Origin of the sequence: Neolewinella xylanilytica (assembly GCF_002934605.1) — a bacterium.
Classification (GTDB): Bacteria; Bacteroidota; Bacteroidia; order Chitinophagales; family Saprospiraceae; genus Neolewinella; species Neolewinella xylanilytica.
Genome location: NZ_PTJC01000006.1, coordinates 1,492,583 through 1,519,502, shown reverse-complemented (window position 1 = coordinate 1,519,502; position 26,920 = coordinate 1,492,583). Strand labels below are relative to the sequence as shown.

Genomic DNA, 26,920 nt, shown 5'->3' with positions numbered 1-26,920 from the left:
CTACTCTTCCTCCTCCTCGCGATAGTTGGCGAGTTCCTCGTCGCTGTACGCTAGCCGGGTGATCCGGTCGTACAGCACCGGCACGAAGAAAATTGCCAGACCGGTCACCGCCACCAGTCCTCCGATAACCACGAAGCCAATAGTCTGCCGGGAATTCGCCCCCGCCCCACTCGCCGCCGCCAGGGGGATCATACCGAATACGAAGGTGGCGCTGGTCATCAGGATGGGGCGCAGGCGGGCACGGGAGGCGTTCACCGTCGCCTCCCGGATATCCTGTCCGGACTCCACGTTCTGCTTGGCGAATTCCACGATGAGGATGGCGTTCTTGGCCGCGAGTCCAACGATGGTGATCAAGCCGATTTGGGCATAGATATTATTGTCGATGTCCGGCAAGAACCACAGGGTCAGCAGCGCGCCGAAGATACCTGTGGGGGCGGCCATCAGTACGGAAAACGGTACGGTCCAGCTTTCGTAGAGCGCTACCAGGATCAAGAAGGCCAGCGCGATGGAGAAAATGAAGATGTACACCGTCGTGGAGCCAGACTCCGCCTGCTCCTTACTCAGCCCCGAAAACTCGTAGCCGTAGCCGGTAGGCAGCGATTCCGCCTCCTCCCGCAGTACGTCCAGCACCTGACCGCTGCTGAAGCCCTCCGCCGCGTTGCCGGTAATGCTGGCGGAACGGAATAGATTGTAGTGGGAGATCAGGGGGGCGGTGCTACCTAGTTCGTAGCTGATCAGGTTAGCCATGGGCACCATCGTACCTTCGTCGTTCTCCACGTAGTAATCGGCGAGGTCCTCGATCTCGGCCCGGTATGCCGTATCGGCCTGCGCCACGACGCGGAAGGTGCGTCCGTAAAGGGTGAAGTCGTTGATGTAGGCGCTGCCAAGGTAGGTAGATAGCGTACTGTAGATCGAGGTAAGGGGCACGCCGAGCTGCTTGGCACGCACCCGGTCGACGGTGAGCTGGTAGCTCGGCGCCTGGGCGGTGAAGAAGCTGAAGGCACCGGTGATCTCCTCCCGCTGGTTGATGCGGCCGATGAAGTCGTTCATGGTGGTCTCGAACTCCTGGATGCTGGCGTTGCCGGAGCGGTCCTGGAGGATGAAACTGAAGCCGGAGGTGCTACCGAGACCCGGGATCGGCGGCGGCGGGATCACCACCACCCGCGCGTCCACGATGTCGGCAAAGTAGCGTTCCAGCTTGGAGACCATGGCGAAGATCCCCTGGCCGTCCTCCGTTCGCTCGCCCCAGGGCGTAAGCTGGACGAAGATGGTCCCGGTATTGGAACGTTCGGTAAAGGTGATCGCGTTGAGACTGGCTACTGCCGTGTAAGATTCGATTTCCGGCACCGTATCCAGCGTACTCATAATTTCCTCCATCACCCCCAGTGTCCGGGAATTGGCTGCCGCCTCCGGCAGTTCGAAGGTGACGAAGATGCGGCCTTCGTCTTCCGTAGGCACGAAGCCCGTCGGCTCCACCTGGAAGAGTACATAGGTAGCCACGATCAGGCCCGCCAGCAGGGCCAGGGCAATATAGTAGTGGGTAAGCACCCAATCCAGCCCGTTGGCGTAGCCATGCCGTAGCTTTTCCAGTCCTCGGTTGAAGGGTTTAAAGACTTTCTCCAACCATTTCGCCTGTTTCCGCTCGCGATTAAAGAGGAGGACGGCGAGCGCGGGTGCCAGGGTCAACGCCACGAGCGAGGAAAGGAGTACCGCTACGGAAATCGTGATCGCGAACTGCTGGTACAACTGCCCCGTAAGCCCGGTGATGAAGGCCACCGGCACGAAAATCGCCACTAGGATCAGGGAGGTGGTAACCACCGGCGTAGCCACATCGTCCAGTGCGGATTCGGTAGCTTCCACCACGCTTATATCGCCCCCTTCCAGCTTACTCTGAATCGCTTCCACGACCACGATGGAATCGTCCACCACGATACCGATCGCCAGCACGAAACCGAAGAGGGTCAATGTATTGATATTGAAACCCAGGGGACTGAAAAAAATCATCGCCCCGATGATCGATACCGGGATCGCGAGTAGCGGAATGATCGATGCCCGCCACCGCTGCAAAAACAAGAACACGATAAAGGCGACGATCGCCAGGGCGATCAGCAGCGTATTGACTACCTCCCGGATGGACACCTCCACCACGGAAGCGGCTTCATAGGGCACTTGGTAGGTGACGTCGGGCGGAAAGTCTTCGCTGAGTTCCTCGAGCGCATCGTATACCCCCTGTGCCGTAGCCAGCGCGTTACTTCCGGGCGCCTGGTAAAGGATCAGGATCGACCCTTCCTCGTGGTTGACCAGCGACTGGTTGCCGTAAGTAAAGGTGCCCAGCTCTACCCGGCCGACGTCCTTGACCCGGATAAGGGCCCCGCTTTCGGTATCGTTGCGGATAATTATGTTCTCGAACTCGGAAACGTCCTCGAGGCGGCCGTCGAGAAAGACGGTGTATTCAAAGGCCTGATTATCCGGTTGGGGCGGGGCACCGACCGATCCGGCCGCCACCTGCCGGTTCTGCGTCTGTACCGCCTGAATGACGTCGTCCGGCGTCAACCCGAGCTGGGCCATCTGGTCGGGATAGAGCCAGAGGCGCATGCTGAAGTCCTTGGTAACGGCAAAAGCGTCCCCGATGCCTTCCACCCGCAACAACCGGTCGCGGACGTAGATATTGGCGTAATTATCCAGGAACTGGGAGTCGTGCGTCCCGTCCGGCGAACGCAGGGCTACGAGCATGAACAGGCCGGGATTGCGCTTACGGACCGTCAATCCCAGTCGCCGCACGGCTTCGGGTAGCTGGGGCTCGGCGATCCCCAGTCGGTTTTGCACGTCCAGCGCCGCGATGTCGATATCCGTTCCCAGCTCGAAGGTTACGTCGATGCCTACGACCCCGTTATTGGTACTGTTGCTGGTGATGTAGTCCATTCCCGGGGTGCCGTTCACCTGGACCTCGATCGGGGTGGTGACCGTTTGCTCCACCGTCAGGGCGTCGGCTCCGATGTAGCTCCCGCTGATCGACACGCTGGGGGGCGTGATCTGGGGAAACTGGGTGACCGGCAGGCTAATCAACGAAATGCTGCCGACGAGGACCAGCACCAGGGAAAGAACGATGGCCGCCTTGGGCCGGTAGACGAAAAATTTGAGCATCGGCGGGGCTAGTTATTGGACGGTTGCAAACGAACGCGGCTGCTGTCCCGGACCGCCTTCAGCCCCTGCGCTACGACGCTATCACCGGCCTCCAATCCGTCAAGGATGATCTGCAGGTCACGGACCTGTTCACCGGTAGTTACGTTTTGCCGGTAGGCCATGCTATCGCGCACCCGATAGACGTAAAATTCTCCCATTTGCTCGGCCAGGGCCTGGGTAGGGATGACCAACTGAGGTCCGGCCTGACGGTTGATCATTTCGACGGATACGGTCATCCCGTTCCGCAGCAGGTTGGCATCGTTGTTGAAGACCAGCCGTACCGTGAGGCTACCGGTTCGGGGATCGACGGTCTGTTCGGTAGCGTAGATGCGCCCCGGAGGACCGAAAAGGCTTCCATCAGGCAGCCGGAGGCGGAACGTCGAATCGAGTTCTTCGGGGTCCATGTTCTCGAAGCGGGTCAGCCGGGGAATATCCTGTTGGGGCAAAGCAAAGTCTACCCCCACGGGCTCGTCCTGGGTAATGACCGTCAGTACCGGACTACCCGGCGACACCTGGGTTCCCACTTTCGCGCTGCCCAGGCCGGTACGTCCGGTGAGGGGAGCGCGGATGTAGGCATAGTCCAGCTGAGTCTGGGCCGAATTGAGGGCGGCTTCGGATTGGTTGAGTTCCTGTTGCCGGCTTTCGAGCTCCGCTTCGGCCTGATCGAGCGTTTGGGTGGCGATGGCCTCGGCTTCGGCCAGCCGCCGGTAGCGGGCGACGTTTTTTTCGGCCAGGGCGACGTTAGCACGGGCCGATTCGATACCAGCCTCGGCCTGCGCCACGTCGGCCTCGTAGCGTCGCACGTCGATGGTGTAAAGCCGTTGCCCCTTGCGAACAAGCTCGCCGTCCTCGAAATGGCGTTCCGTAATGTACCCACTAACCTGGGGACGTACCTCGACCCGCTCCAGCGGGGTTACCGTTCCCGGGTAGGTTTCGTAGAATACGAGGTTTTGTTCCGCTACTTCCGCAATCCGGACTGGAATCGCCTGATTCTGGGTGCCGCCGCCGTCCGCGGCGGATTCCGACTGGCTATCACCGCAGGCCAGCATGAGGGGCAACAAGGCCAGAAAATACGTTTTCATGCAAATGAGGTTAAAGCGTTCCAGCGGCAAAGCGCAGCCCTACCCTAGCGACTGCACCGTCCAATAAGCTATTCACCACCGCCAGCCGGGCTTCCTGCAGGTCGTTCTCCGCGATGATCACGCTTAAAAAGTTGGTTATTCCCTCCCGGTATTGCAGATCCACGACTTCGTAGATCTCCCGGGCCAATTCTACGTTTTCGCGGGCAATGGCGTAGGCGTTGGCGGCCTGGTCAAAGTTGTTGCGGGCTAGTCGGTACTGCAGTTCCACCTCGTCTTCCAGTGCCCGTAGGTCGAACTGCAGTTGATCCCGCAGCACCGCCTGCCGCTCGATCTGCCGAAAACGACGTCCGCCGGTGAAGAGCGGAATACTGACGTTGAGGCTCGCCAGGGAGTTCGGGAACACCCGATCGTAGAGATTGACCAGTTCGTTACTCTGCCAGGTGAGGTTATAGGTACCCCCGAGGTAGAAGTCGGGTAGCCACGCCTGTCGGTAAAAGGTAGCTTCCAGAGCCACCAGCCGGTCGCGGGCCAGTAGCTGGCGGAATTCCACCCGGCGGTTGGGCTGGAGCACGGTGACCGTATCGGCAAAGACCTCCAGCCGGATCCGGTCTATGTCGTAACCAAGGTCAAGATTCCGCTCGGCGGGATAGCCCATGGCTTCCTTGAGCTCCGCCAGTCGGCTGCCTACCTCAATGAGGGTATTCTGCAGCTCCAGCCGGGTACGGTTGAGGGTGATCGTGGCCCGCTTGTAGTCCACCTTGTCGTTCAGTCCTTCTTCGAACAGCAATAGCGCATCGGCCAGCGCTCGCTCCTGGCGTTCTACGTCGGCCTGCAGCAGCGCCAGTCGCTCGCGGGCACGGACCACGTTGTAAAAGGCCCGGCTGACGGTTTCCCGGACCTGGATTTCTACGGCTTCGATGCCCAGACGGGTAGCTTCCAGCAGCGGGCCCTGCCGTCGTAGCGCCGCGGCTACGGTAGGGTTGTAGATGGTCTGGCGTGCGCCTACGCTCAGGTTGGAGCTGTTGACGGTCCCGACTTCCACTTCCGTCGTCTGTCCGCTCTCCGGGTTCTCGAAATCCGGGAAGATGCTTACCGGACGCTGGAAGTAGTGCTGCAGGTCACCGGAGACGAACAGCTCCGGAAACCAGGAACTCACCGCGATCTGATTGTCCAGGCCCGTAAGGCGCAGCTCTTCCCGCTGGGCCTTCAGTTCGGGTTGCTCCTCCAGCGCGTAAGCGATGCATTCCTCCAGGGTATAGTCCGCTTGTCCAGCTACCCAGCCTGAATAACCAAGCAGTAAAAATGTAAGGAGCAGTTGAGGGAATGCCGTCATACCTGGGGGTTACCGGACCGAAACCGGGAGGAGTACAGATTGGCTAAAGGGGATGAACCAAATGTTGTTCAACAAAAAAACGGAAAGCCCTCATTGATCCGCAAGCTTGGTCAATGAAAACAGTGGACCCTAATCAAGCCCGGACTTCGGCAAATGCCCGCGCAGTAACCAACTCTACGTTTCCTCCCGCGTTGGAGCCAGCAGATAAAAAGCCCCCTTCATGCCTACCCTACCGCTGCTTTGGTTTCGCTACCGCCTCCCCCTCCTCCTCGCTTGTACCCTCGGAGCTGTCTTGCCGTGCGTAGCCCAGGACACCGCCGGGCCGTCCACCTACGTTGACGACGAAGGCGTCATCCGCTGGAGTGAAGACCGGGAAGAGGTCACCGGCTTCGGGGTAAACTACACGGCTCCCTTCGCCCACGCCTACCGGTCGGCCGAACGCCTGGGATTGGATATCAAAGCATTGATCGACCGCGACGTTTACCATTTCGCCCGCCTGAACCTTGATTTGTACCGCGTCCACGTATGGGATACCGAGATCAGCGATACCCTGGGCAACCTACTCGACAACGAGCACCTCAACGCCTTCGATTACCTGCTCGCGGAACTCGGCAAACGGGATATCAACTACATTCTTACCCCGATCGCCTACTGGGGGAACGGCTGGCCGGAAACCGACCTCCCAACACCGGGCTTTTCCAGTAAATACGGCAAGGCAGGCAGCCTGCTCGACACCGCCGCGATCCGGGCGCAAGAACGCTACCTGCAGCAGTTCATGGAACACGTCAATCCGTACACCGGCATCGCGTACCGCGACGACCCGCGGCTACTAGCGGTAGAAATCAGCAACGAGCCGCACCACGACGGGACCCCCGCTTCAGTCACCGACTTCGTACGCCGAATGCGGGAAGCGGTAAAGGCCAGCGAAACGCAAAAACCGGTCTTTTACAATATCAGCCACAGCACCCACCTCATGGACGCCTACTTCGCGGCCGGAATCCGCGGCGGCACCTTTCAGTGGTACCCGACCGGTTTAAGCTACGGCAAGACGATCCCGGCCAACATCCTGCCGCAGATAGACCGCTATGCCATACCCTTCGATAGCATTATTCGCGCTGCAGGGGGAGCGAAGATCGTCTACGAGTTCGACCCGGCCTACATCAATTCCGGCTATCCCTACCCCGCGATGGCCCGGTCCTTCCGCTCCGCGGGCATCCAGTTGGGTACCCACTTTTCCTACGATCCCACCTACCTCGCCAGCGTGAATACGGAGTACAATACACACTACATGAACCTGGTGTACGCCCCGCGGCAGGCCATCGGACTGATGATCGCCGCGGAGGTCTTTCGCCAGGTGCCCCGCTACGCCGATTACGGCGCCTACCCAATCGATACCACCTTCGGTGCCTTCACGGTCAGCTACGACCGCGATCTGGCGCTGCTCAACGATGGCTCCCGGTACTATTACAGCAATGACGTAGCGGATGCTCCCCGCGCGCCGGATTCCCTCCTTACCATCGCGGGCCACGGCAATTCTCCCCTCGTGCAGTACGACGGTACGGGGGCCTATTTTCTGGATCGGCTGGAAGAAGGCATCTGGCGGCTGGAGGTATATCCCGATGCGCTGCAGGTTCGCAACGTTTACGGGCGTAACAGCCCAAACAAAACGGTTACGGTCCTGCAGGAAAATACCCGTCCGATGTCACTCTCCCTACCCTCCCTGGGTGACTTTTCCGTTCGTCCGATCAATGCGGGTAATGACTGGTCGCCCGCGGTACGCGACGCGGTATTCGACGTTCGCCCCGGAGTGTACCTGATCGGAAGCGCCGGCCTTATTGCCGAGCGGGCGGTGGATTCCCCGTGGGTCGGCGGTTCGCTAAAGGATTACGGTGGCACGGCGTCGACCATTGACCGTACCTACGTGGTACACGACCCGCAGCCAATCGCCCACGTCGGTCCGCTTACCATCAAGGCAGAGGTGGCGGCTCCCGATTCCATCACCCGGGTACAACTACTGGCCCCGCAGGGCCCACCCATCGAAATGGAGCGAACCGAGGGTTTCACCTATTCGGCCACCATCCCTATGGAACGGGTGAAACTAGGTAGCTTCCGCTACTACATTAAAGTGATGGTGAACGATTCGGTACGCACCTATCCGCCGGACGCCCCCGGTGATCCCAACGACTGGGACTTTTACCATCGTAATCCCTACCAAACTCGGGTCGTTCCCGTGGTTCAGGACCTTCGCCTTTTTGATGCGCATCGGGACCGGGACGCTTTGGTGCTATCGCGGTGGGTGGATGGCCTAAATCTATCCCCTTCGGGACCGGGTCTGGAGGATGAATTCCAGATACGCCTGTCCGATTTAGCCCCTTCCACCTCCGACGATGATGCCTCACCGGAATTTTCGGATTACGCCATTCGGCATTACCTGAAACCAATGCTGGAAGGCTTGGACAGTCAATGGTTGCCCGATGACACCCTGGTTATTCGTGGCCATTCCCTGCTCAGCGAGCCCCAACCCATCGAGGTGGGCCTAACGCTCTCCGATGGGTCGACCTACGCATCGGTGGTGGATATTCCGGAAGCTTTGGGGGAGGTAGCTATAGCACTTACCGATTTGCAGCTCGTTCCGACGGTGCTATTGCCACGGCCCTATCCGGGCTTCCTGCCCTATCTTTTTGAAAGTCAGCGCGATAGCGGCTTTGACCTCTCGCAGGTGGAAAGCTTGCAGATCCGGATTGGCGCCGGCCAGTCGAAAGACCGCCTGGCGCAGCCACAGGGGCTGGGATTGATCAGCATAGACCTTCGCTAGTTACCACTGCGGCTGGATACCGGGCGCGTAGGGGTAGGACAAGCCTTTGTAGTACGCCAGATCGTGCTCCGGCTCGGGTACGCCTTCCGGTAACGGCAGGCCCGACAGGCTACGGAAGTAAGCGATCGAGGCGTCGCGCCACCATTTCGCTTCCCGCTGCTGGACTTCCAAATATTGAGTTACCTGCTGGTGCCGCTCCGGGTCTACCTTCCCTTCCAGCGATTGCCACCGGGCCGCCAGCCATTCGGTGCCTTCCACCCCTTCCTGGTAGCGCCGGCAGAGCTCGTCCCAGAGGATCTCCCCGTTCTGCATCTCCCAGTCCCAGGGCAGGTGGTGGAACCAGAGGAGGTATTTCGGAGGACACGTTTTGGGATCGGCAAACATCGCCTGTACTTGCGGGGCATATTGCGCCAGCGCATTGCTGCCCGATTCGGTGCGGTCGAAGCCGATACCGTTGCTGTCGGCCCGGTTGTAGTAGGCCGGGTTCCACTCCGGCCGACCAAGATTCGAAACCCAGGGCCCGGGACCGTAGTGGTGGCCGGTAGCCATCTGGTGGGCCAGCCCCAGGGGGGTCATGTAATTCACGCAGATCTCCCTCGACTCTATGAGCATGTCGACGATGGTTTGCGCTACTTCTGGCTCACCGTCGTAAGTGAGCGCGGCCCATTCGGCGTAGATGGCTTCGGCGCTCATCGCAGGATCCCAGGCCAGGCGCCCGAAGGCGTACCAGTCGGCCTGGTTGAAGGGGTGGCCCGTCCAGTTGCGGTCGGTGCCGATATTGGCCACACCCGCCAGTCCCCGGACCGTGGAAGCCACCGTCGTGCCCTTTCCTTGCTGGTACGTATCGGCCTCGAGCGTTTCGGTAAACATGGGGGCTAAACCGACGAGGTGGGTGCCCTGCCCGAGGTATTCCTTGGTGATTTGCAGCTCCAGCAGCAGCGGGGTTTTTGGCGTGGCACCGAAGAGCGGACTGAACGGCTCGCGGGGCTGAAAATCAATGGGGCCGTTCTTCACCTGTACCATGACGTTATCGCGGAAGGTTCCGTCAAGTGGAACGAATTCCTCGTACGCCTGCATGGCGCGATCGGCGTCCGGGTCACTGTTGTAGACGAAGGCGCGCCACATCACGATTCCGTCGTGGGGCGCCAGGGCATCGGCCAGCATATTGGCACCCTCGGCGTGGCTGCGCCCGTATTCCCGGGGGCCGGGTTGCCCTTCGCTATTGGCCTTTACCACGAAACCGCCGAAGTCGGGAATGCGCGTATAGATCTCATCCACCTTCTCTTTCCACCATGCCATTACCGCCGGGTCCAGCGGATCGGCCGTGTCTAGCCCGCCGAGTTCCATCGGGGAGCTGAAGCGCGCCGTCAGGTAGAGTTTAATTCCGTAAGGCCGGAAGACATCGGCGAGCGCAGCGGCTTTGTCCAGGTAGTCTTCCCGAAAGATCAGGGCGTTGGCGTTCACGTTCGTCACCACGCTGCCGTTGATCCCCACCGAGGCGCAAGCCCGGGCGTAATCGGTGTAGCGCTGGTCGATGATCTCGGGCAGCGTGTGCCAGTTGAAGATCGAAAAACCGGCATACCCGCGTTCTACTGTTCCGTCCAGGTTGTCCCAGTGGTTGAGAATGCGGACCGCCTTTTCGGGCTGTTCTTCAATCGAAATGCCCTCCAGGCTTTCTCCCATCTGGACCATCCGGAGCAAGTGAAAAACGCCATACAGGAAACCCGCGTCGTCGCTTGCCGACAGCCTTAGTCCACCGTCTGTATCCGTGATGCGGTACCCTTCCGCCCCGATCTGGTCCGCCGGTACCCGGGCAAAGGTTAATTCGCCCGAACCGGATTTTTGGGCGCCGCGCGCGGGTGCCAGGTTCGTTCCGAGCATTCCGGCCAATCCGGTACGCAATTCATCGATCGCCGCCCGTAGTGTTGCCGAGCTGGAATCTACGCCGGTTCCCATCCGGAAGGTGGCGAAGCGATCTACATAACCACTCCGGACGCTTTCATCCGTAATCCGGTCGTACCGCAGCCACAGCCGGTAGCCGTCTTCAGCGGATACACGCAGCGTAAACAGCAGCAGAAAGAAGAGGATCAAAGACTTTTGCATGATGGGGATTTATTGACTCCGGTAAAGTAACACAATCCATTGCGTAACCCCCACCCCGCCCGGTCATTTTGCGGCTTCGTTAACGTTCCGACACCGGGAAGCGCCGTACGGGCCGCACCTAACGGGGTTTATGGGAACTCACGTAGCTGAACACTTCCCGCACGACTTTGCGCTTGACTTCCCGCTGCCGCTCCCGGTCCATATACCTCAGGCGGAACTGAAACTTGATTTCCATGTAGTCCTTCTTGACCTCCACGATCTTGAGCAGGTAACTGTTCGGTTCGATCAGGTCGCTGAAACCACGAATGGACTCGATCAGCTCGCGTTCCAGTTCGTTGACGTCGGTGATGGCCTTGATGTCCATTTCAAAGTCGATGCTCAGCAGTCGGACGTCCCGCCGGGTATAATTGATGATCTCGCTCGTATAGATCTTCCCGTTGGGTAGGATGACGACGTCGTCGTTGTCGTTCAGGATCTTCACCTTCAGCAGCCCGATATCCGTAACGCGGCCCCGGTAAGTGTAGAAGCGCACGTAGTCGCCCACCTCGAAGACGTCCGTGAAGCTGTAGTAGATGCCCACGATGAGGTCATTGACGAAGTCCTTGGAGACGATGGCGATGGCCGCGGCCACGAGGCTAAGTCCGGTAAAGAGGGCCGTGAAGTCGATACCGATCAGGGAAAAGACGGTGAAGACCACTACCCCGCCGATGAGCAGCTTGCGGATGTTCTCAACGCCGTAGATGAAGTTCTTGGCGCCCCGGCGTTTGGCGTAGTTCTGCCGCTGGTAGAGCCATTTGATCAAGCGGGTGACGACGTTCAGCAGGGCGACCGTCATGACGAAGTAGAGCAGCACCCGCCAGAACTTCGGCGTACCGGGCGCATAGAGCAACCGGTCATCGAAGTGGATCAGATAGATGCCGGCCAGCAGGATGGCAATTTCCAAGCTAGCCAGAATCAGGGTGCCGGTAAGACTTCGGTCTTTCATCAAATGCTATTTGCCGTTCCCCATTCGGGGCGGCGAAGCTACGCTACCGCCATTTCTTGTAGGCATTAATCAGTCCGTTTGTTGAACTGTCGTGCGCCTTTACCTTATCGTCGTTGCCAAGCTCGGGCAGGATGGCCTTGGCCAACTGCTTACCGAGTTCCACGCCCCACTGGTCGAAGCTATAAATGTTCCAGATCACGCCCTGCACGAAGATTTTGTGTTCGTATAGGGCGATGAGCATCCCCAGCGTGTAGGGGGTGATTTTCTTCACCAGCAAGCTGTTCGTGGGTTGGTTGCCGTCAAAAACCTTGAAGGGGACCAGCTCGGCGATCCGCTCGTCAGACAGGCCGTCCGCCCGCAGTTCCGCTTCTACCTGGGCCGCGGTTTTGCCGTTCATCAGCGCTTCCGTTTGGGCGAAGAAGTTGCTTAGGAGGATAGCGTGGTGTTCCCCCAGCGGATTGTGGGAAACGGCCGGAGCGATGAAGTCGCAGGGAATTAGCCGCGTGCCCTGGTGAATGAGTTGGTAAAATGCGTGCTGGCCGTTGGTACCGGGTTCGCCCCAGATGATGGGGCCGGTTTCGTAATCCTCGATGGGCTCCCCGTCCCGGTCGACGCTCTTGCCGTTACTTTCCATGTTCCCCTGCTGGAAGTAAGCCGGGAAGCGATGCATATATTGGTCGTACGGCAGAATAGCCTCGGTTTCCGCCCCCCAGAAATTGGTGTACCAAATGCCGATGAGGGCAAGTTTCACCGGAAGGTTTTCTTCCAGCCGCGCCTGGCGGAAGTGGCGGTCCATGGCGTGCATCCCGTCCAGCAAGCCCTCGAAGTTGTCGAATCCGACGGTCAGGGCAATGCTCAGGCCGATGCTGCTCGATAGACTGTACCGACCACCGACCCAGTCCCAGAAGCCAAACATGTTCTCCTCCGCGATACCGAAGTCCTTGACGCCCTCCGCGTTGGTCGACAGGGCGACGAAGTGTTTGGCCACGTCTTCCTGGCTTCCTCCCTGGTCGAGAAACCACTGCCGCGCACTCCGGGCGTTGGTCATGGTTTCCTGGGTGGTAAAGGTCTTGGAGGCTACCAAGAACAGGGTGGTTTCGGGGTCTACTTTCTTCAGTACTTCCGCCAGGTGGGTACCATCTATATTGGATACGAAGTGGACCTCACGGCCGTCGATCCAGTAGGGCTTGAGGGCCTCGGTCACCATGACCGGGCCCAGGTCGGATCCACCGATTCCAATATTGACTACCTGGGTAAGGGGCTTACCGGAGTAGCCGGTGTGCTCGCTCGTGTGTACGCGGGAGACGAATGCCTTCATCCGCTCTAATACCTCCTTCACTTCGGGCATGACATCCTGGCCGTCTACCAGGATCGGTTTTCCGTCCCGGTTGCGAAGGGCGACGTGCAGTACGGCCCGCTGTTCGGTGCCGTTGATGATCTCGCCGGTAAACATCTTCTCGGTGGCCTCTTTCACCCCGCAGTCTTCCGCCAGTCGAAAGAGCAGCTCGAGGGTCTCCTGGGTCAGGATATTTTTCGAATAATCGACGAGGACGTCTTCCAGCTGCTGGCTGAAATTGCTAAAGCGATCGGGATCCTGGGCGAAAAGATCCTTCATATGCCGCTGTTGCATTTCGTGGGCGTGCAGGTCAAGCTCTTTCCAGGCCAGGGTCTTCGTGGGGTTGAGGTTGTGGAGCATGTCTGTTGATTTTGCCACTAGATACGGATACCCGGGGCGATTGTGCATTCGAAAGGCAAAAGTCGGTGGCCTGACCTATCTACCCACGCGTCCGGAGGTAAGCAACGTAGGTTTTTATGAACACCTTCTTACGGCCTACGTTTAACCCCTGAACACTGATCGGGCGCTTCCCGGTCTAACGCTTATATAAACCAACCAAGATGAAAAACTTATTTTCTTACTTCGCTGCCGTGCTGGCGATTGTCGCGCTTCTGCCCCTGAGGTCGACGGCTCAAACCACGGAAACTGGCGATCAAACCATTCTCGAACTTGCCCAGGGCAACGAGAACCTGACCATTCTTACCCGCGCCTTACAGGCAGCAGGCTTGACGGATGCCCTGACCGGTGATGGCCCCATTACCGTTTTTGCTCCCACCGATCAGGCTTTCTACGGTCTTCCCGAAGGTGTCCTTTCGGCTCTCACGAAAGCTGAGAACCGGGACGCGCTGGTCGACATCCTCAAGTACCACGTCGTTGACGGTGAACTAACCGCCAGCGCCGTTACTTCCGGAATCGAAGGAGCCGCTGATGGCATGCTTCCCGCCGAAACCATGAACGGCGAACTGACCGCCATGCTGGAAGGCGAAGGCGTAGCGCTTAAGGACGCCGCCGGACGTACCGTTATGGTAACCCAAACGGACATCATGGCCTCCAACGGAGTTATCCACCTGATCGATGGTGTGTTGCTGCCCGAAGGCGTAGACCTCGAAGCACTTACCTCCGGTGCGGAAGGTATGGGTATGGAAGAAACCGATGGTGCCATGGAAGAAGCCGGTGAAGCCGTCGATACGGCCGCAAGCGCTACCGCTGACGCCGCTAGCACCGCCTACAACGAAACCGAAGAGTTCGTTGAGAACGCTGCCGAAACCACCGCTGAAGCCGCTGAAACCGTCTACGACGAAACCACCGAAGCCGTTAGCGACGTAGTCGGTTCCGACGACGAAACCATGCAGGAAGGCCGTGACGACGTTCGTACCGTAGGCAGTGACGTAGGCAACTACGAATCTGCTCCCGATGCCACCATCGTCGAAGTTGCCAGTGGCAACAGCGACTTCTCTACCCTGGTGACCGCCATCGAATCGGCCGAACTGAAGGACGTGCTAAACAGCGAAAGCGGGTTCACCGTATTCGCGCCCACCAACGCCGCCTTCGACAAAGTGCCCGCTGACATGCGTAGCCAGTTGATGAGCTCCGCCGGGAAAACCGATCTGCAGAATCTGCTCAAGTACCACGTAGTAGCTTCGCGCATCGACGCCGCCAGCCTCACGAAAGCCATTGAAAAGAACAACGGTTATTTCCGCATCCAGACGCTGGGCGGAGAAAGCCTGATTGCTTCCATGCAGGACGGTAACGTAGTGCTTACCGACGGCAATGGCGAGTATGCTACCGTTACCAAAACGGACGTACAGGCCAGCAACGGTTTAATCCACGCGATTGACGGTGTACTGACTCCCCGTCAGTAATTACCTCGATAGAATCCATGGAAGGGTTGTCATCTTCGGATGACAGCCCTTTTTTCATGCCCGTATTCGAACGATATGTACCCGCACCCCTAGGTGCATCCGTCCACCTGGTGCTGCGATAGGGTTTTCCGTTAGCGTGTAGGCCACGTACCTTAGGGCATCATAATCCCCAACCATGTCCGTAGCCCGATTATTTTGCTTGTTCCTGTTGTTCCTTTGCTCCCGCGCTCCGGCGCAAACCTACCAACCTACGGACGCCGCGGCGCGCCGGGAAGGATTCGGGCAACGCGGACGCCTCACCGGGAATTCGCCCTTGGCCGGACTGGAATTCACCAACATCGGGCCCAGCATCATGAGCGGTCGGGTAGCGGACGTAGCCGTCGACCCCCGCGATCCCCATCATTTCTACGTCGGCTACGCGAGTGGCGGCCTGTGGGAGACCACCGATAACGGTAGCACCTACACCCCCCTGTTCGACAAGGAAGCGGTTATGACCGTCGGCGACCTGGACGTCCACTGGGAGAGCGGCACCATCTACGTGGGTACCGGAGAAGTGAATAGCAGCCGGAGCTCCTACGCCGGCGACGGCATGTACCGCAGCGATGACGGGGGCCAAAGCTGGCAGCACATCGGCCTTGATGAAACCCACCACATCGGCCGCACCATCGTCGATCAGGACAATCCGGATGTAGTCTGGGTAGCGGCCCTAGGCCACCTTTACGGCCCCAACCCGGAGCGCGGCATCTACCGCACCACCGACGGAGGGGCTAGCTGGACCAAAACCCTCTTTGTCAACGACAGTACCGGTGCGGTCGACCTGATCCGTGATCCGCGGAACCCCGACGAACTGTTCGCCGCCACCTGGCAACGGGAACGCAAGGCCTGGGACTTCGTGGAAAGCGGGCCCGGCAGCGCGATTTACCACAGTGCGGACGCGGGGCAGACCTGGAGCTTGCTGTCCGATACGGATAGTGGGTTCCCCACCGGCCAGGGCGTGGGACGGATCGGGTTGGGCCTGAGCTACGACAGTACGGGGCAGCGGCATGTCTACGCCAGCCTGGACAATTACTTTTTCCGGGAATCCGAACCGGACGACGGAGAGGCACTCACGAAAAACCGGGTGCGGGAAATGCCCGTTCAGGACCTACTCCGGCTGGAGGTGTACCTGCTCGAGGATTTCCTGCGCTCCAACGGCTATCCCCGTGAACTGGACGCCAAGACCGTACGTCAGCGTATGGAGGACGGGGAACTGAGTCCCCTGCAGCTGGTGGAATACCTCGGCGATGCCAACAGCGACCTGTTCGATACGCCGGTGAAGGGATTCGAGCTCTACCTAAGTCAGGACGACGGAAAAAGCTGGAGACGCACCCACGACGATTACCTTGACGGGGTTTACTACAGCTACGGATACTACTTCGGCCAGATCGCCGTCCATCCCGAAGATCCCCAAACGATCTATGCCATGGGGGTGCCGATCATCAAATCCACCGACGGCGGTAAAAATTGGAGCGGCGCGAACGGCGATAACGTCCACGCCGACCACCATTACCTCTGGATCAACCCCGAAAAGCCCGATCACCTCATCAACGGCAACGACGGCGGCATCAACATCAGCTACAATGGCGGCCAGAGTTGGCTGAAGAGCAACGTGCCGCCCCTCGGCCAGTTCTACGCCGTAGCGGTAGACAACCACCCGGACGGCTACCGCGTCTACGGCGGCCTCCAGGACAATGGCAGCTGGCGGGGCCCCCACGACTACGAGGCCAGCAATGGCTGGCAGCAGGACGGCGATTACCCCTACGATGCCCTCATGGGAGGAGACGGCATGCAGGTAGCGGTCGACCCCCGCGACAACGAAACCGTTTACGCCGGCTTTCAATTCGGCAATTACTTCCGGATCAACCAGCAGGAAGGGGAACGAACGTTCATCACCCCGAAACACGCGCTGGGGGAACGCCCCTACCGCTGGAACTGGCAGTCTCCCATTCTCATTAGTCCCCACCAACCGGACATCTTCTACATGGGCTCGAATTTCCTCCACCGCAGCTTCAACCGGGGAGACGACTTCCAAAAGATAAGCCCTGACCTCACCGCCGGGGGAAGAAGCGGAGACGTGGCCTATGGAACCCTCACGACGATCGCGGAAAGCCCCCTACGCTTCGGCCTGCTCTACACCGGTAGCGACGACGGGCGGGTGCACCGCAGCACCGACGGGGGAGGCAACTGGGAGCGATTAGATGAAAGCTTGCCCCAGAACCTGTGGGTGAGCCGGATAGCTCCGAGCCACGCCATGGAGAACGTAGTATACCTATCCCTAAATGGCTACCGCGACGACAACTTCGCCAGCTACGTTTACCGGAGCACCGACCGCGGCGACACCTGGGAACGGATCGGCCGCAACCTCCCCCCCGAGCCCGTCAACGTGATCAAAGAGGACCCTGCTAACCCCGCCCTCCTATACGTCGGTACCGACCACGGGCTGTACTTCAGTCTCGATACCGGCGGCACCTTCGTGGGGGTAACGGATTTGCCCGCCGTTGCCGTCCATGACGTGGCGGTACAGGAGCAGGCAAAGGACCTGATCGTCGGCACCCACGGCCGCAGTCTTTACCGTACCGACGTTGGCCTACTGCAATCCCTGGCTGGCCAGTCCGATCCGTCGCTCACGATCGCCTCCCTCGATCCGCAACGGTATTCTTCCCGCTACGGCTCGGCCAGCTGGAACCGCTCGGATACCCGCCCGGAAGTAACATTTCAGGTCTTCAGTCCGGCGGCGAGCGCGGGTGCAACGCTTACCATCAAAAGCGATGATGACGTGGTGTGGACCCGGAAGGCCGTCAGCCTGGAAGAAGGTATCAACACCCTGAGCTACGACCTCTCCTTCGATGCGGAACAAGCCGAAGCCATGGAGCAACGCCTGAACGAGAGCCGGAAGGCGGATGAGAAGCCCGCCGTCGTGGAGGCCGCCGAGAACGGCGATTTCTATCTCCGCCCCGGTAAGTACCTGGTAGTGATCGAGGCCAACGGCACGGCGACGGAAGCTCCCCTGGAAGTAAAATAGCCCCGATGAAATAACGAAGCCACTGAGGGTCGCGCCGCGTACGACTGGTTTTAGCTCGTACGTCGGCGCACCTCAGTGGCTCGTTTAGAAATATAGTGCCGGTCAGGTACCGTCCGAATCCAGCGGCTTAGGGTTTCAGGACCACCTTGATACAACCGTCCTCCTTCGCCCGGAACTTCTGGTACATCGCCGGAGCGTTTTCCAGTGGCTCGGTATGGGTGATGAGGAAGCTAGGGTCGATCTCGCCCGCTTCGATCTTATCCAACAGCGGCTGCAGGTACCGTTGAACGTGGGTTTGCCCCATCTTGAAGGTCAGGCCTTTATTCATGGCCGGGCCCATCGGGATAGTAGCGGTAGACCCGTAAACCCCGGGGATGGAAAGCGTACCCCCCTTCCGACAAGCGAGGATCGCCTGCTGTAGTACGTAGGGATGGTCGGTTTGCATATGAGCCGTCTGCTTTAGCTTATCGGCCGCGGCGCTGACCATATTGGAGGCGTGGGATTCGGCGCCGACCGCGTCGATGCAGCGATCCGGGCCCCGACCACCCGTCATTTCGATCAGTTCACCGACGACGTCGTCTACCTTGGAAAAGTCGATCGTTTCCACTTTGCAGTGTTCCCGGGCCATTTTCAGGCGTTCCGGTACCTGGTCGATGGCGATCACCCGGGAGGCACCCATCATCCAGGCACTTTTCATGGTGAAGAGGCCGACCGGGCCGCAGCCCCAGATGGCGACCGTATCGCCTTCCTCGATTTGGGCGTTCTCCGCGGCCATATAGCCCGTGGGGAAGATGTCGGAGAGGAACAGCACCTTCTCATCGGGCAGGTCGCTTTCGATCTTGATGGTGCCGAGGTCCGCGTAGGGTACCCGGAGGAATTCGGCCTGACCGCCGGGAATACCGCCCAATAAGTGGGAGTAGCCATACACGGCCGCGGGGGAATGTCCCATCACCCCCGCCGCGTTTTCCGGCTTGGGATTGGAATTGTCGCAGAGGGAGTAGAGGGTATTTTCGCAGAACCAACAGTGCCCGCACGAGATGGTGAAGGACACAACTACCCGGTCGCCCTTTTTGATGTTTTTGACCTGCGAGCCGACTTCTTCGACGATGCCCATCGGTTCGTGGCCGATGATGTCGCCGGCCTTCATCATCGCGATGAAGCCGTCGTACAGGTGAAGGTCCGATCCGCATATGGCGGTGGAGGTAATGCGAATAATCGCGTCCGTGGGTTTCTCAATGCGGGGATCCGGGTGAGTATCGACGCGTACGTCGCCCTGCCCGTGGTAGGTTAATGCTCTCATAGTGCTTGTTTCCTACCTTACCGCCTGCGAAGGCCGGTAGTTCGCGGGTGTGGCTTGTTAGGTTGCCCCGATAGACCTTTACCCCATATTAGGCTGCTGCCGAGTGAAAAACCCGCGTTAGAAGGGGTAACCGAAACCGATCACCAGCCGCCAGCCGTCTTCAACGGGGTCACCCACGAAACGACGCGGAATCCGGAAATCGGCAACCGTCTCCTCGTAGGGTATCTGGAAGGGCTTGGCCAAATCCAGGCGGAATAGCAAAAAGGTGAGATCGAAGCGGAAGCCAAAGCCGTAATTCATCGCCAGTTCATTCACGAAAGAAGTGCTCCGGAAATCGGTGTCCAGTGGCTCCGCTTCGGTTTTGTACGTCCATACGTTGCCGGCATCGACAAAGGCGGCCACCTCGATCAGGGGAGTGAGCTTTTGGCGCCACTCCACGCTGGATTCCAGCAGCAGGTTTCCGTAACCACCGAAGGTCAGCAGGTTGTTGTTTACCGGTGCGGTGCGCCCCGGACCTAGCTGTCGCGGCACGAACCCGCGCAGGCTGTTCGGGCCGCCGATGGTGTAGAGATCGAAATACGGGACAATAGCGCGATCGCTGATCGGGAAAGCGACGCCGCCGTGGAGTCGCAAAGCCAATTGGGAACTGGTCGAGAAATTGTGGTAATACCGCAGGTCGCTCTCCAACTGTGGATAGACACTGGTGATGCGCTCGGCGTCAACGTCATCGACGACGGGAAAGACGTTGTTCCAGTTCATCGATATATATTGTCGCCAGAAGAAGTTGCCCACGTCTTCCCCGTCCAGCCGGCTATCGTACGTCAGCGTATAGTTCGGCGAGTACACCAACATGCGGTCGAAGCGACTGGCGCCGGCCCCCGAGTTGTCCTGTCCGGGTGCCAGACCGAGGTTACGGGCGATGTCCAGCACTTCGGAATTGCTGACCACCGGGTTCTGGAAGCGAACCGCAAAGGGGTTCAGGAGGTGGGATTTTTTGATCCGTCGCTGCCATGTATAGCCGTAGGAGGCACGCAGCTGCAACAAACTGACCGTTTCGGAGGCGTCGGCGTCTTCCTCGACTACGGTTTCCAAATCGGCAAGATCGAGCTCCTCGATTTCCTGGGAAAACTTGCTGAGGGTCAAGTCCAAGCGTTCCACTTTGGCGCCGAGCGATATCCGCGTCCCGCTCGTCATCACTCTGGGAATCAACTTGCGCCGTTTGGGTAGCCACAGGCGGGGTACGTCCAACGTAGCGGTAAGGCCGTAAATACCCGACCTGGGCACGCGAATCTGGTCGCTGTTGCCGAGGAAAACCGCATAACTGAAGTCTCCCTCCAGCCGGAGTAGCTCGGCACCGCGTAATAAATTCCGGTTCGTGTAGGCCAGCCGGATATTCGGTCCGATGTACTGGGCATTGTTGTAGGTCAGTCCGAGTTCACCCTCGATCCGCCGGCGGGGCAGCGGCTCCATGTAGGCATTCAGGATCAGCGTACTATCGGAGTTCGGCTCCGACTGGTAATCCAGGCTGATGTACCGGAAGGTATTGTAGCTGGCCAGTCGGCGGAGCGTTTTGCGGTGCAGTTCCGGATTATACAGAAAGCCGGATTCGGTGGCAAAGCCCTCGTCCAGGATCTCCGGGCGTAACGGACAGTCGTCGCAGAACACGGTGATGCCACCGACCTCGAATGAAGGCAGTCCTCTGCGCTGGACCGTATCGGTCGGATCGACGTTCGGGTACACGTTGACCGCCACGATACGCTGGGGCTTGAGGTGTTCCGGGGGCAGGTCGTCCTTTAATTTAGCGAGCAAGGCTACCGAATGATCGCCGGTGACGGTATCCGCCAGGAAGAGGTAGTCGTTATCACTCGCGTAGAAGTACCCATTATCGAGCAAGGATTGCCGCCACCGTTGCCGTTCGGCTTTCAGGGCGTCCAGGTCGTATCGGTCGCCTTCCATCAGTACCGTCTCCTCATTGCTTTCGGTTAGCACCCGGGCCACCGCCGTGTCCCGCCAGTAATGGCTGACCGTGTCGAGGGTATACGGTCCGCCTACAACGACATCGTACATCACCTGCACCTCCCGGTCTTCGTGTGCGGTATCGAGGCTATAAGTTACCCCGTTATTAAAGTATCCGTTGTTGGCGGCCCGATTTTGCATCAGGTTGGTTAATCCCTCCACCACCGTCTCGTCGAAGAAGATCGGTTCTTCCCCCTTCTCCTCGGTCAGGTCGTCGGCGTACTTCTCCGGGTTCTCCGCTTTCTTCTCCTCGAATTTGTAATACCGCCAGATACCCCGGTAACCAATGAGGGGAATTTTCTGGTTAACCCGCTGGTTCGCCGCGGCTTCCAGTTCCGTGGAGAGCTCGCTGGCATCGACCGAGTCCGGGGCGATCACCTCCACCGTTGCACCCTGGTAAAGGTATTCGTCGGGAGGAAAGAATTGCGTGACGTTGCACCCCATCGCGGTAAGCGCGATCAGGGAAATCAAAATTCTGCCGGTCATTTACCGCTGTTTTTGCCGCTCCAGTTGAGGCGATCGAATTCCTTGCTGAAGGTGAGGCGACCGCCGTAGCGCAATACGTTGCCGCCGATGAGAATGTCGCGGTCACGGTCGTTGAAGAATTTAAGCCGGAAGGTACCATCGTCGGTGATCAGGTATTCCGCCGTAATGTTGTCGAGGTAGGTTTGCGAAGTGCCGGCTACCTCATCCGCATCGTTGCCGGCAACGCCGTCGACGCTGATGACGACCCGGTCGTCGAAGAGGGTCTTGCGCAGGCTTACCCGGAGGTTGGTATTCGTGGTCCCGTCGGTGTCCTGGTAACTGTCAAGCCCGAAGTCCAGGTCCACGAAGCCGACGTATTGGTCAGCCAGGTTATTCAGGTAGCCGCCCAAAGCATTATTCAGGGTAGTGTTGGCGAGGCTGGTGCCGTCTCCCCCACCCTGGTCGATCAACGGTATGTTGAACCCGCCGAAGGCAAGCAACTGGAAGGCGGTGGTTGTGAGTCGGCTATCGTCCTGCCGCAGTACGGACAGGGCATCGTCAACGGCGCTGATACCCAGGTTTCCGTATTCGTCTTCCGGATAGGTCACGTTGGTGGTGAGATCGCTGGACTGCAGGTCACCCTTCAGGCCGATGACCACGAAGAAGGTCTGTTTGCGTCGCAGGGTGCCCGCGTCCTGGGTCGACCCGGCGATTGCCTCCACCAAGGGAAGCGGGGATGTCTGTACCCGGTGCCGGATGGTCAGGTCGAGGGTTGGATTCGCGATATCCCCGGAGAAGGTTACCGTCGAACCCGGCACGATAATGAACTCCTTGGTAATTACCTGGTAGACGAAATCGTAGGTGCCCTCCACCAGTTCTACCCTTCCCGTCGCTTCCTGGCTGCCGTCCGGACTGATATTCAGCGTCAAATCCCCCTCGGCGCGTCCGGTGAAGGTTTGACCGGTTACCGGATCGACAATTACGGTAACCTGAAGATTGGGGTCGATGGCCAGATTGAGGGTCAGATCGAGGCCGGTGCGGGCTGCTACCAGGCTGTCAGCACCACCGAGCGTATCCCGGCGGATAATGTCCGCCCACTGGTATTGCTCCTCGAAGGCTACGATGCCTTCTACGTCCACCAATCCGGCCGAAGGAGCGGTGTATACGTAGGTGATATCCGACCCTTCGTTCGTAGTGGCTTCTACGGCGATCACGGGAAGCGTGGCCGTTCCGCCGATCTCTACTCGGGCATCCACCGACATCGTACCGTAGTAGTCGGGGTTCTGATCTTCCGTCGAATTGATCGCCGTGAAATCTTCTGCAACTACGAGCATATCCAGCCGAATATCGTCCAGGCCGTTCAGGCGGATATTCCCCGTGATCTCCGCGTCGTTGCCATTGGTATCGTAGATGCGCAATCCGTTGCTGAAGGTAATCTGCTCGTCTTCGAAGATGATGGGATTATCACCGAGCCGGAAGCGTTCGCCGAGTAGGCTGATCACCAAACTGGCGTCCGTAAAGGCGAGTCTGCCATCCATACTGGGATCGGCAATCGTTCCGGTAAGGGCAATCTGCCCTTCCAAATACCCCTCCGTTTCCTGGAGGTAGCCTAAACTGAAGGGCTCCGCGCTTTGCAGCTGAAGGGCATTGACGTCGACCATGAGGTCCATCGGGCCGTTGAGACCGTAGGTTCCCGTCACGCTGAGGTCGTTGCCGGATCCTTCCAGCCCGACGTCGAGTACGTAGGTTTGCTCGTCGGACGAGGTAACATCCGCCCGCAGGTCACCGAGCAGGGTGCCGGACCACGCCAGACTGTCAATCGTCAGGTCCGTCCGGATGCCCAGGTTCGTCAACACGTTATCCAGGCCCACCGTACCATTGAGGGTGCCGGCGGCAACTTCTTCCTCCGAAAAAATCAGCCTACTCGGTGTGCGGAGATTAAAGTCACTAAAGGAAACAAGCACGTCGTTCGGATCCACCGTTTCGGCGCGGAGTGACTGGCCTAAGTGTTCCAGCACCAAATCTTCGATGAGCAAGGTGGAATCGAAAAGCGTGATCCGGTTGGAAGCCGGTACGGTCCAGGTTTCGAAGTTCAGGATCTGTTCTTCCTCCAGGCTGACCAGCAGGGTGTCGCCCGCCTGGTCGATGTAGGTGCCCAGGTAGTGCCGCAGGCTATCGTTCTCGGCGTATAATCTGAGTTCGACCAGCAGTTGTTCCTCGACGGTTTCTCCGGAAATCACGGTCCGTCCTAATTCGAATTGGTCGTTAAAACTGATGTCCTGCCAGTCCGCGTTAAAGTTCAGGTTAGCGGTGTCACCGATCGCCTGGAAATTCAGGTTCCGCGCTTCCAGGCCCGAAAAGACGATCTCGGGAACGGTCAGGTTCACCAGCAACTCGGGCTGCGCGTCCCGGTATAGGAAGCTGAACTCCAGGGGCGAAAGCTGGGTGAGCCCCGGCACCAATCCGCTGGTCAACACCTGCGGGCGCTTCAGCTGAAAGGCAATGTCTACTTCGTCCCCGTTCTCGACCGGGTTGGGTTGCGGTTGGCTGTTATCCCAGTAGCCGATGATAAACTGCACAATCTTTTCTGGCGTGACCAGGGGGTCGAAATAGCCGACCACCTCGCCGTCCATCACGTCCGACCGGAGATAGATTTCGTTTTCCCAGTCATGAAGCGATGCGGTAAGGCGCAGGCTATCTACGAATACGCTTCCCTCCGGTCCCAGCAGGATGAAATCGTCCAGATTGACGAAGGCATCCATATCGTACACATCGATCCCCTCCGTCCGGGCCACCAGATCCCCTTCCACGACCATGGCGTCGTTCACCAGATTCCACCGCTCCAGATCGGCACGCTCCACGTCGACGATAGCTTCGGCGAATACCGTGCTGTCCGCAGCGATAATGTAGCGCGCGCTACCAGCTGCCAACAAATCCGGGTGCATCAGGTTAAAACGGGCCTGGTACCGACTATCGGTAACCGAAGCGGTCAGGTCCAACAGAGAATCGCCCGCCGACTGCAGGACGTAAGCGCTGATGTCAAGGTCCATCGCGGGCTCCAGTTGCCCGTTGACCTGAGCCCGGATGTCCAGGGGACCTAGATCCAACAAGAGCAGCGAATCCCGCATCGCCCCGGTAAACAGGTCCGGGATGCTAACATCGGACAGGTTGGCATCGATAGCCAGGTCCTCCGGGTTGTAGGTGCCCTGGAGGTTCCAGGTACCATTGCTGGTTTCCAGGGGAACGTCGAAGGTGAGATCGGTCAAAGACCCGGATATACTTGCGTTGCGCACGCGTAAGTTCGGCAGGTTAATGTTCTCCGGGATGAGGCTGTCCGGCAGGATGGTGCGGACGTCCGCGATGTTAATTCCCAGATCACTGATCTCCATGTTCAGCGCCAGATTATCGGGGTCCAGCGCGTTGCGGATGTTACCGGCTATATTGGCGTAGGTGCTGTCTCCCGGCAGATTCAGTTGGAGGTTCACGTCAAGGTTATCGAGCGGGCCGGTCACCGAACCGCTTCCACGGACGTAGTTGGGCAGGGTATAATCCTCCGGCAACGTTCCGGGAGGCACGTAGGCCAGGATAGTGGCGCGGGTGGCCAATAGCGTATCCAGCGAAACGTCGACCCGCATGTTAGGATACGACTGCACGCCGTTGATCACGCCGCTCGTTCGTACCCGGCTATTGAGCCCGTTTCCGAAGACCCGGTTTTCGATGGCGTACAGGTCGAGCTCCAGCCGCTCGCCGCGGTAGGTGGCGGTGCCTTCGGCGACGATACGCTTCGGCCAGTCGATGTCGGGGGGCAAGGTGCCGCTGGGTAGTAGGGGCAGGAGTGGCCCGGGGGTCAGACTAAATTCCCGCAGGAAGAGCTGCCCCCCCAATTGTGCGGGATCCAGTACGTCGGTTGCATTACCGCTCGCCCGCACTTTGATGCCGGGTCCGTCGAGTTGAATCCGGCCGATGTCCAGGTTACCCGTGGTTCCGCTGGCCCGCAGAGAAAAGGTCACCCGCTGATCTTCATTGTTGCCCACCACGGGTACTTCGGCCAGATCGGGGGCAAGCAGGGCTACGTCCCGCAATCCCAGGTAGCCGTCCAGTTGGGCCCGGGCCACCATTTCGTCGATATTCGCGGCGGCGAAGTCGTATTCAATCGCCGTATCGTCGCTAGTTATCTCGCTGTTATTGGTACGGAGCAAAAAGCTTTCCAGTCCAATGAAGGAGGGATCGTAATCGATGATGCCTTCCGTACGGACAATCGCCAGCCCGCTACGCTCCCTCGCCTCCAGTTGCCGTAGGTTGAGGTGCAGGGAATCCACGATGTAGGCGATATCGGTAGCTTCTGCTTCCACGGCCGAGAGCGCCAAATGGTTGTAGTCGATGCCTGGCCCTTCCAGTTCCGGAAGCGGGGTATCCATACTAAAGCCAAGATCGCGTACCTGGAACAGTTCGCCGGTGAAGGAAATGCTGTCGCCCAAAACCAGGTCGGCACCTTCCAGATTGACGTACGGAAGGCCGGTGGCAATGTCCAGGCTATCCATCCGCAGGGAGAAGTTGCTCTCCGAGATAGTTAGTCGTCCGGCAGCGAGGGACATCGGCACCGATTCCGCGGTGGTATCGACCGGCGTGCTGCTTTCGCCGAGGGCAATAGCGGCATCGGCTCCCTCCAGTTCGAGGAAATCGATGGCGAAGTCCATGGTTTCCAGATCCGCTTCCTCGATCTCCCCTTCCAGGCGCCGGGCGGTTACGTCGGCCAGCAAGCCGGCCGGATCGTCCTGGTAGTAAATGTCGGCGTTGGTCAACCGGAGGGAAGCGCCGTTGAGGTCGATGGTGAAGCCACCCGAACCGGCGGCCGTCGTATCAACTACCACCGGGGCGGCAGCGGTATCGGCCGGGGCGAACGCTTCGGTCAGGAAGCCGATGTTGCTGGTCGAATCGGTGTTGACGACGTAAGCGTAGACATTGTCGATTTCGATCCCGTTAATGTCCACCGTTGATCGCAGGAGGGCGAACATGTCGAGATAAACGCCCAGGTGGTCCAGGCGGGCGATGGTATCCCCCTCCGGGTTGTTGACGTACACGTCATCCACCGTAAGGTTGGAGGGGAATTTCAGGCCGATGGAGCCGATTCCGATGTCGGTACCGAGGGTGGTGCGGGCGATCTGCTCGACCTCCCGCGTGATCCGGTTCTGTACGAAGGGCAACTGGATCAGCAGGAAAACCAGCACCAGTAAACCCATCACCGATACGACCAACCAAAAGATAAACCTTCCTATTTTCTTACCTATGCTTGCAGCCAATTGGGGTATGCTTGTAAAACGAGTATTCTACCCTAACGGCTGGCGAAAAACGGTGTTCGGTAGGCAAGCGGATGGCTTG

The 26,920-nt window shown here is 59.1% G+C and carries 12 protein-coding genes; 3 read left to right on the top strand and 9 right to left on the bottom strand.

Going from position 1 to position 26,920, the window contains the following annotated elements:
- From CLV84_RS15555 to CLV84_RS15545, 3 genes are read right to left on the bottom strand one after another with little or no spacing between them, the layout of a single operon-like run.
- Complete coding sequence (locus CLV84_RS15555) at positions 1–3,144, bottom strand: efflux RND transporter permease subunit (RefSeq protein ID WP_104420686.1); 3,144 nt, start codon at positions 3,142–3,144, stop codon at positions 1–3.
- Between the two features lie 8 nt (positions 3,145–3,152).
- Positions 3,153–4,265 (bottom strand): efflux RND transporter periplasmic adaptor subunit, encoded by a 1,113-nt coding sequence (locus CLV84_RS15550; protein ID WP_104420685.1) that lies wholly within the window; start codon positions 4,263–4,265, stop codon positions 3,153–3,155.
- Between the two features lie 10 nt (positions 4,266–4,275).
- Positions 4,276–5,598 (bottom strand): TolC family protein, encoded by a 1,323-nt coding sequence (locus CLV84_RS15545; protein WP_104420684.1) that lies wholly within the window; start codon positions 5,596–5,598, stop codon positions 4,276–4,278.
- Positions 5,599–5,818: 220 nt separating this feature from the next.
- Here CLV84_RS15545 and CLV84_RS15540 point away from each other — a divergent pair, with 220 nt between their 5' ends.
- Positions 5,819–8,413: a glycoside hydrolase 5 family protein gene (locus CLV84_RS15540; RefSeq protein ID WP_104420683.1), complete on the top strand. Its 2,595-nt coding sequence runs from the start codon at positions 5,819–5,821 to the stop codon at positions 8,411–8,413.
- Here the strand turns inward: CLV84_RS15540 and CLV84_RS15535 are convergent, their stop codons facing one another.
- The 3 genes from CLV84_RS15535 to pgi all read right to left on the bottom strand — a co-directional run bounded on the left by CLV84_RS15535 (position 8,414) and on the right by pgi (position 13,197).
- Positions 8,414–10,516, bottom strand: a complete 2,103-nt coding sequence (locus tag CLV84_RS15535) for an alpha-glucuronidase family glycosyl hydrolase (protein WP_104420682.1) — start codon at positions 10,514–10,516, stop codon at positions 8,414–8,416.
- Positions 10,517–10,634: 118 nt separating this feature from the next.
- Positions 10,635–11,501 (bottom strand): mechanosensitive ion channel family protein, encoded by an 867-nt coding sequence (locus tag CLV84_RS15530; RefSeq protein ID WP_146088828.1) that lies wholly within the window; start codon positions 11,499–11,501, stop codon positions 10,635–10,637.
- 43 nt (positions 11,502–11,544) lie between these two features.
- On the bottom strand, positions 11,545–13,197 hold the full coding sequence (gene pgi / locus CLV84_RS15525; protein WP_104420680.1) for a glucose-6-phosphate isomerase: 1,653 nt from the start codon (positions 13,195–13,197) through the stop codon (positions 11,545–11,547).
- A 200-nt stretch (positions 13,198–13,397) separates the two neighbouring features.
- Here pgi and CLV84_RS15520 point away from each other — a divergent pair, with 200 nt between their 5' ends.
- The gene (locus CLV84_RS15520; RefSeq protein WP_104420679.1) at positions 13,398–14,699 is read left to right on the top strand and encodes a fasciclin domain-containing protein; all 1,302 of its coding nucleotides are present in this window, start codon (positions 13,398–13,400) and stop codon (positions 14,697–14,699) included.
- Between the two features lie 175 nt (positions 14,700–14,874).
- Positions 14,875–17,760, top strand: a complete 2,886-nt coding sequence (locus tag CLV84_RS15515; RefSeq protein WP_104420678.1) for a WD40/YVTN/BNR-like repeat-containing protein — start codon at positions 14,875–14,877, stop codon at positions 17,758–17,760.
- 127 nt (positions 17,761–17,887) lie between these two features.
- Here CLV84_RS15515 and CLV84_RS15510 read toward each other — a convergent pair whose 3' ends face one another.
- From CLV84_RS15510 to CLV84_RS15500, 3 genes are all read right to left on the bottom strand, one after another.
- Positions 17,888–19,060: a zinc-dependent alcohol dehydrogenase gene (locus tag CLV84_RS15510; RefSeq protein ID WP_104420677.1), complete on the bottom strand. Its 1,173-nt coding sequence runs from the start codon at positions 19,058–19,060 to the stop codon at positions 17,888–17,890.
- Positions 19,061–19,177: 117 nt separating this feature from the next.
- On the bottom strand, positions 19,178–21,562 hold the full coding sequence (locus tag CLV84_RS15505) for a BamA/TamA family outer membrane protein (protein WP_104420676.1): 2,385 nt from the start codon (positions 21,560–21,562) through the stop codon (positions 19,178–19,180).
- Positions 21,559–26,841 (bottom strand): translocation/assembly module TamB domain-containing protein, encoded by a 5,283-nt coding sequence (locus CLV84_RS15500; protein WP_146088827.1) that lies wholly within the window; start codon positions 26,839–26,841, stop codon positions 21,559–21,561. The genes CLV84_RS15505 and CLV84_RS15500 overlap by 4 nt, the downstream gene beginning before the upstream one ends.
- Positions 26,842–26,920 lie beyond the last annotated feature (79 nt).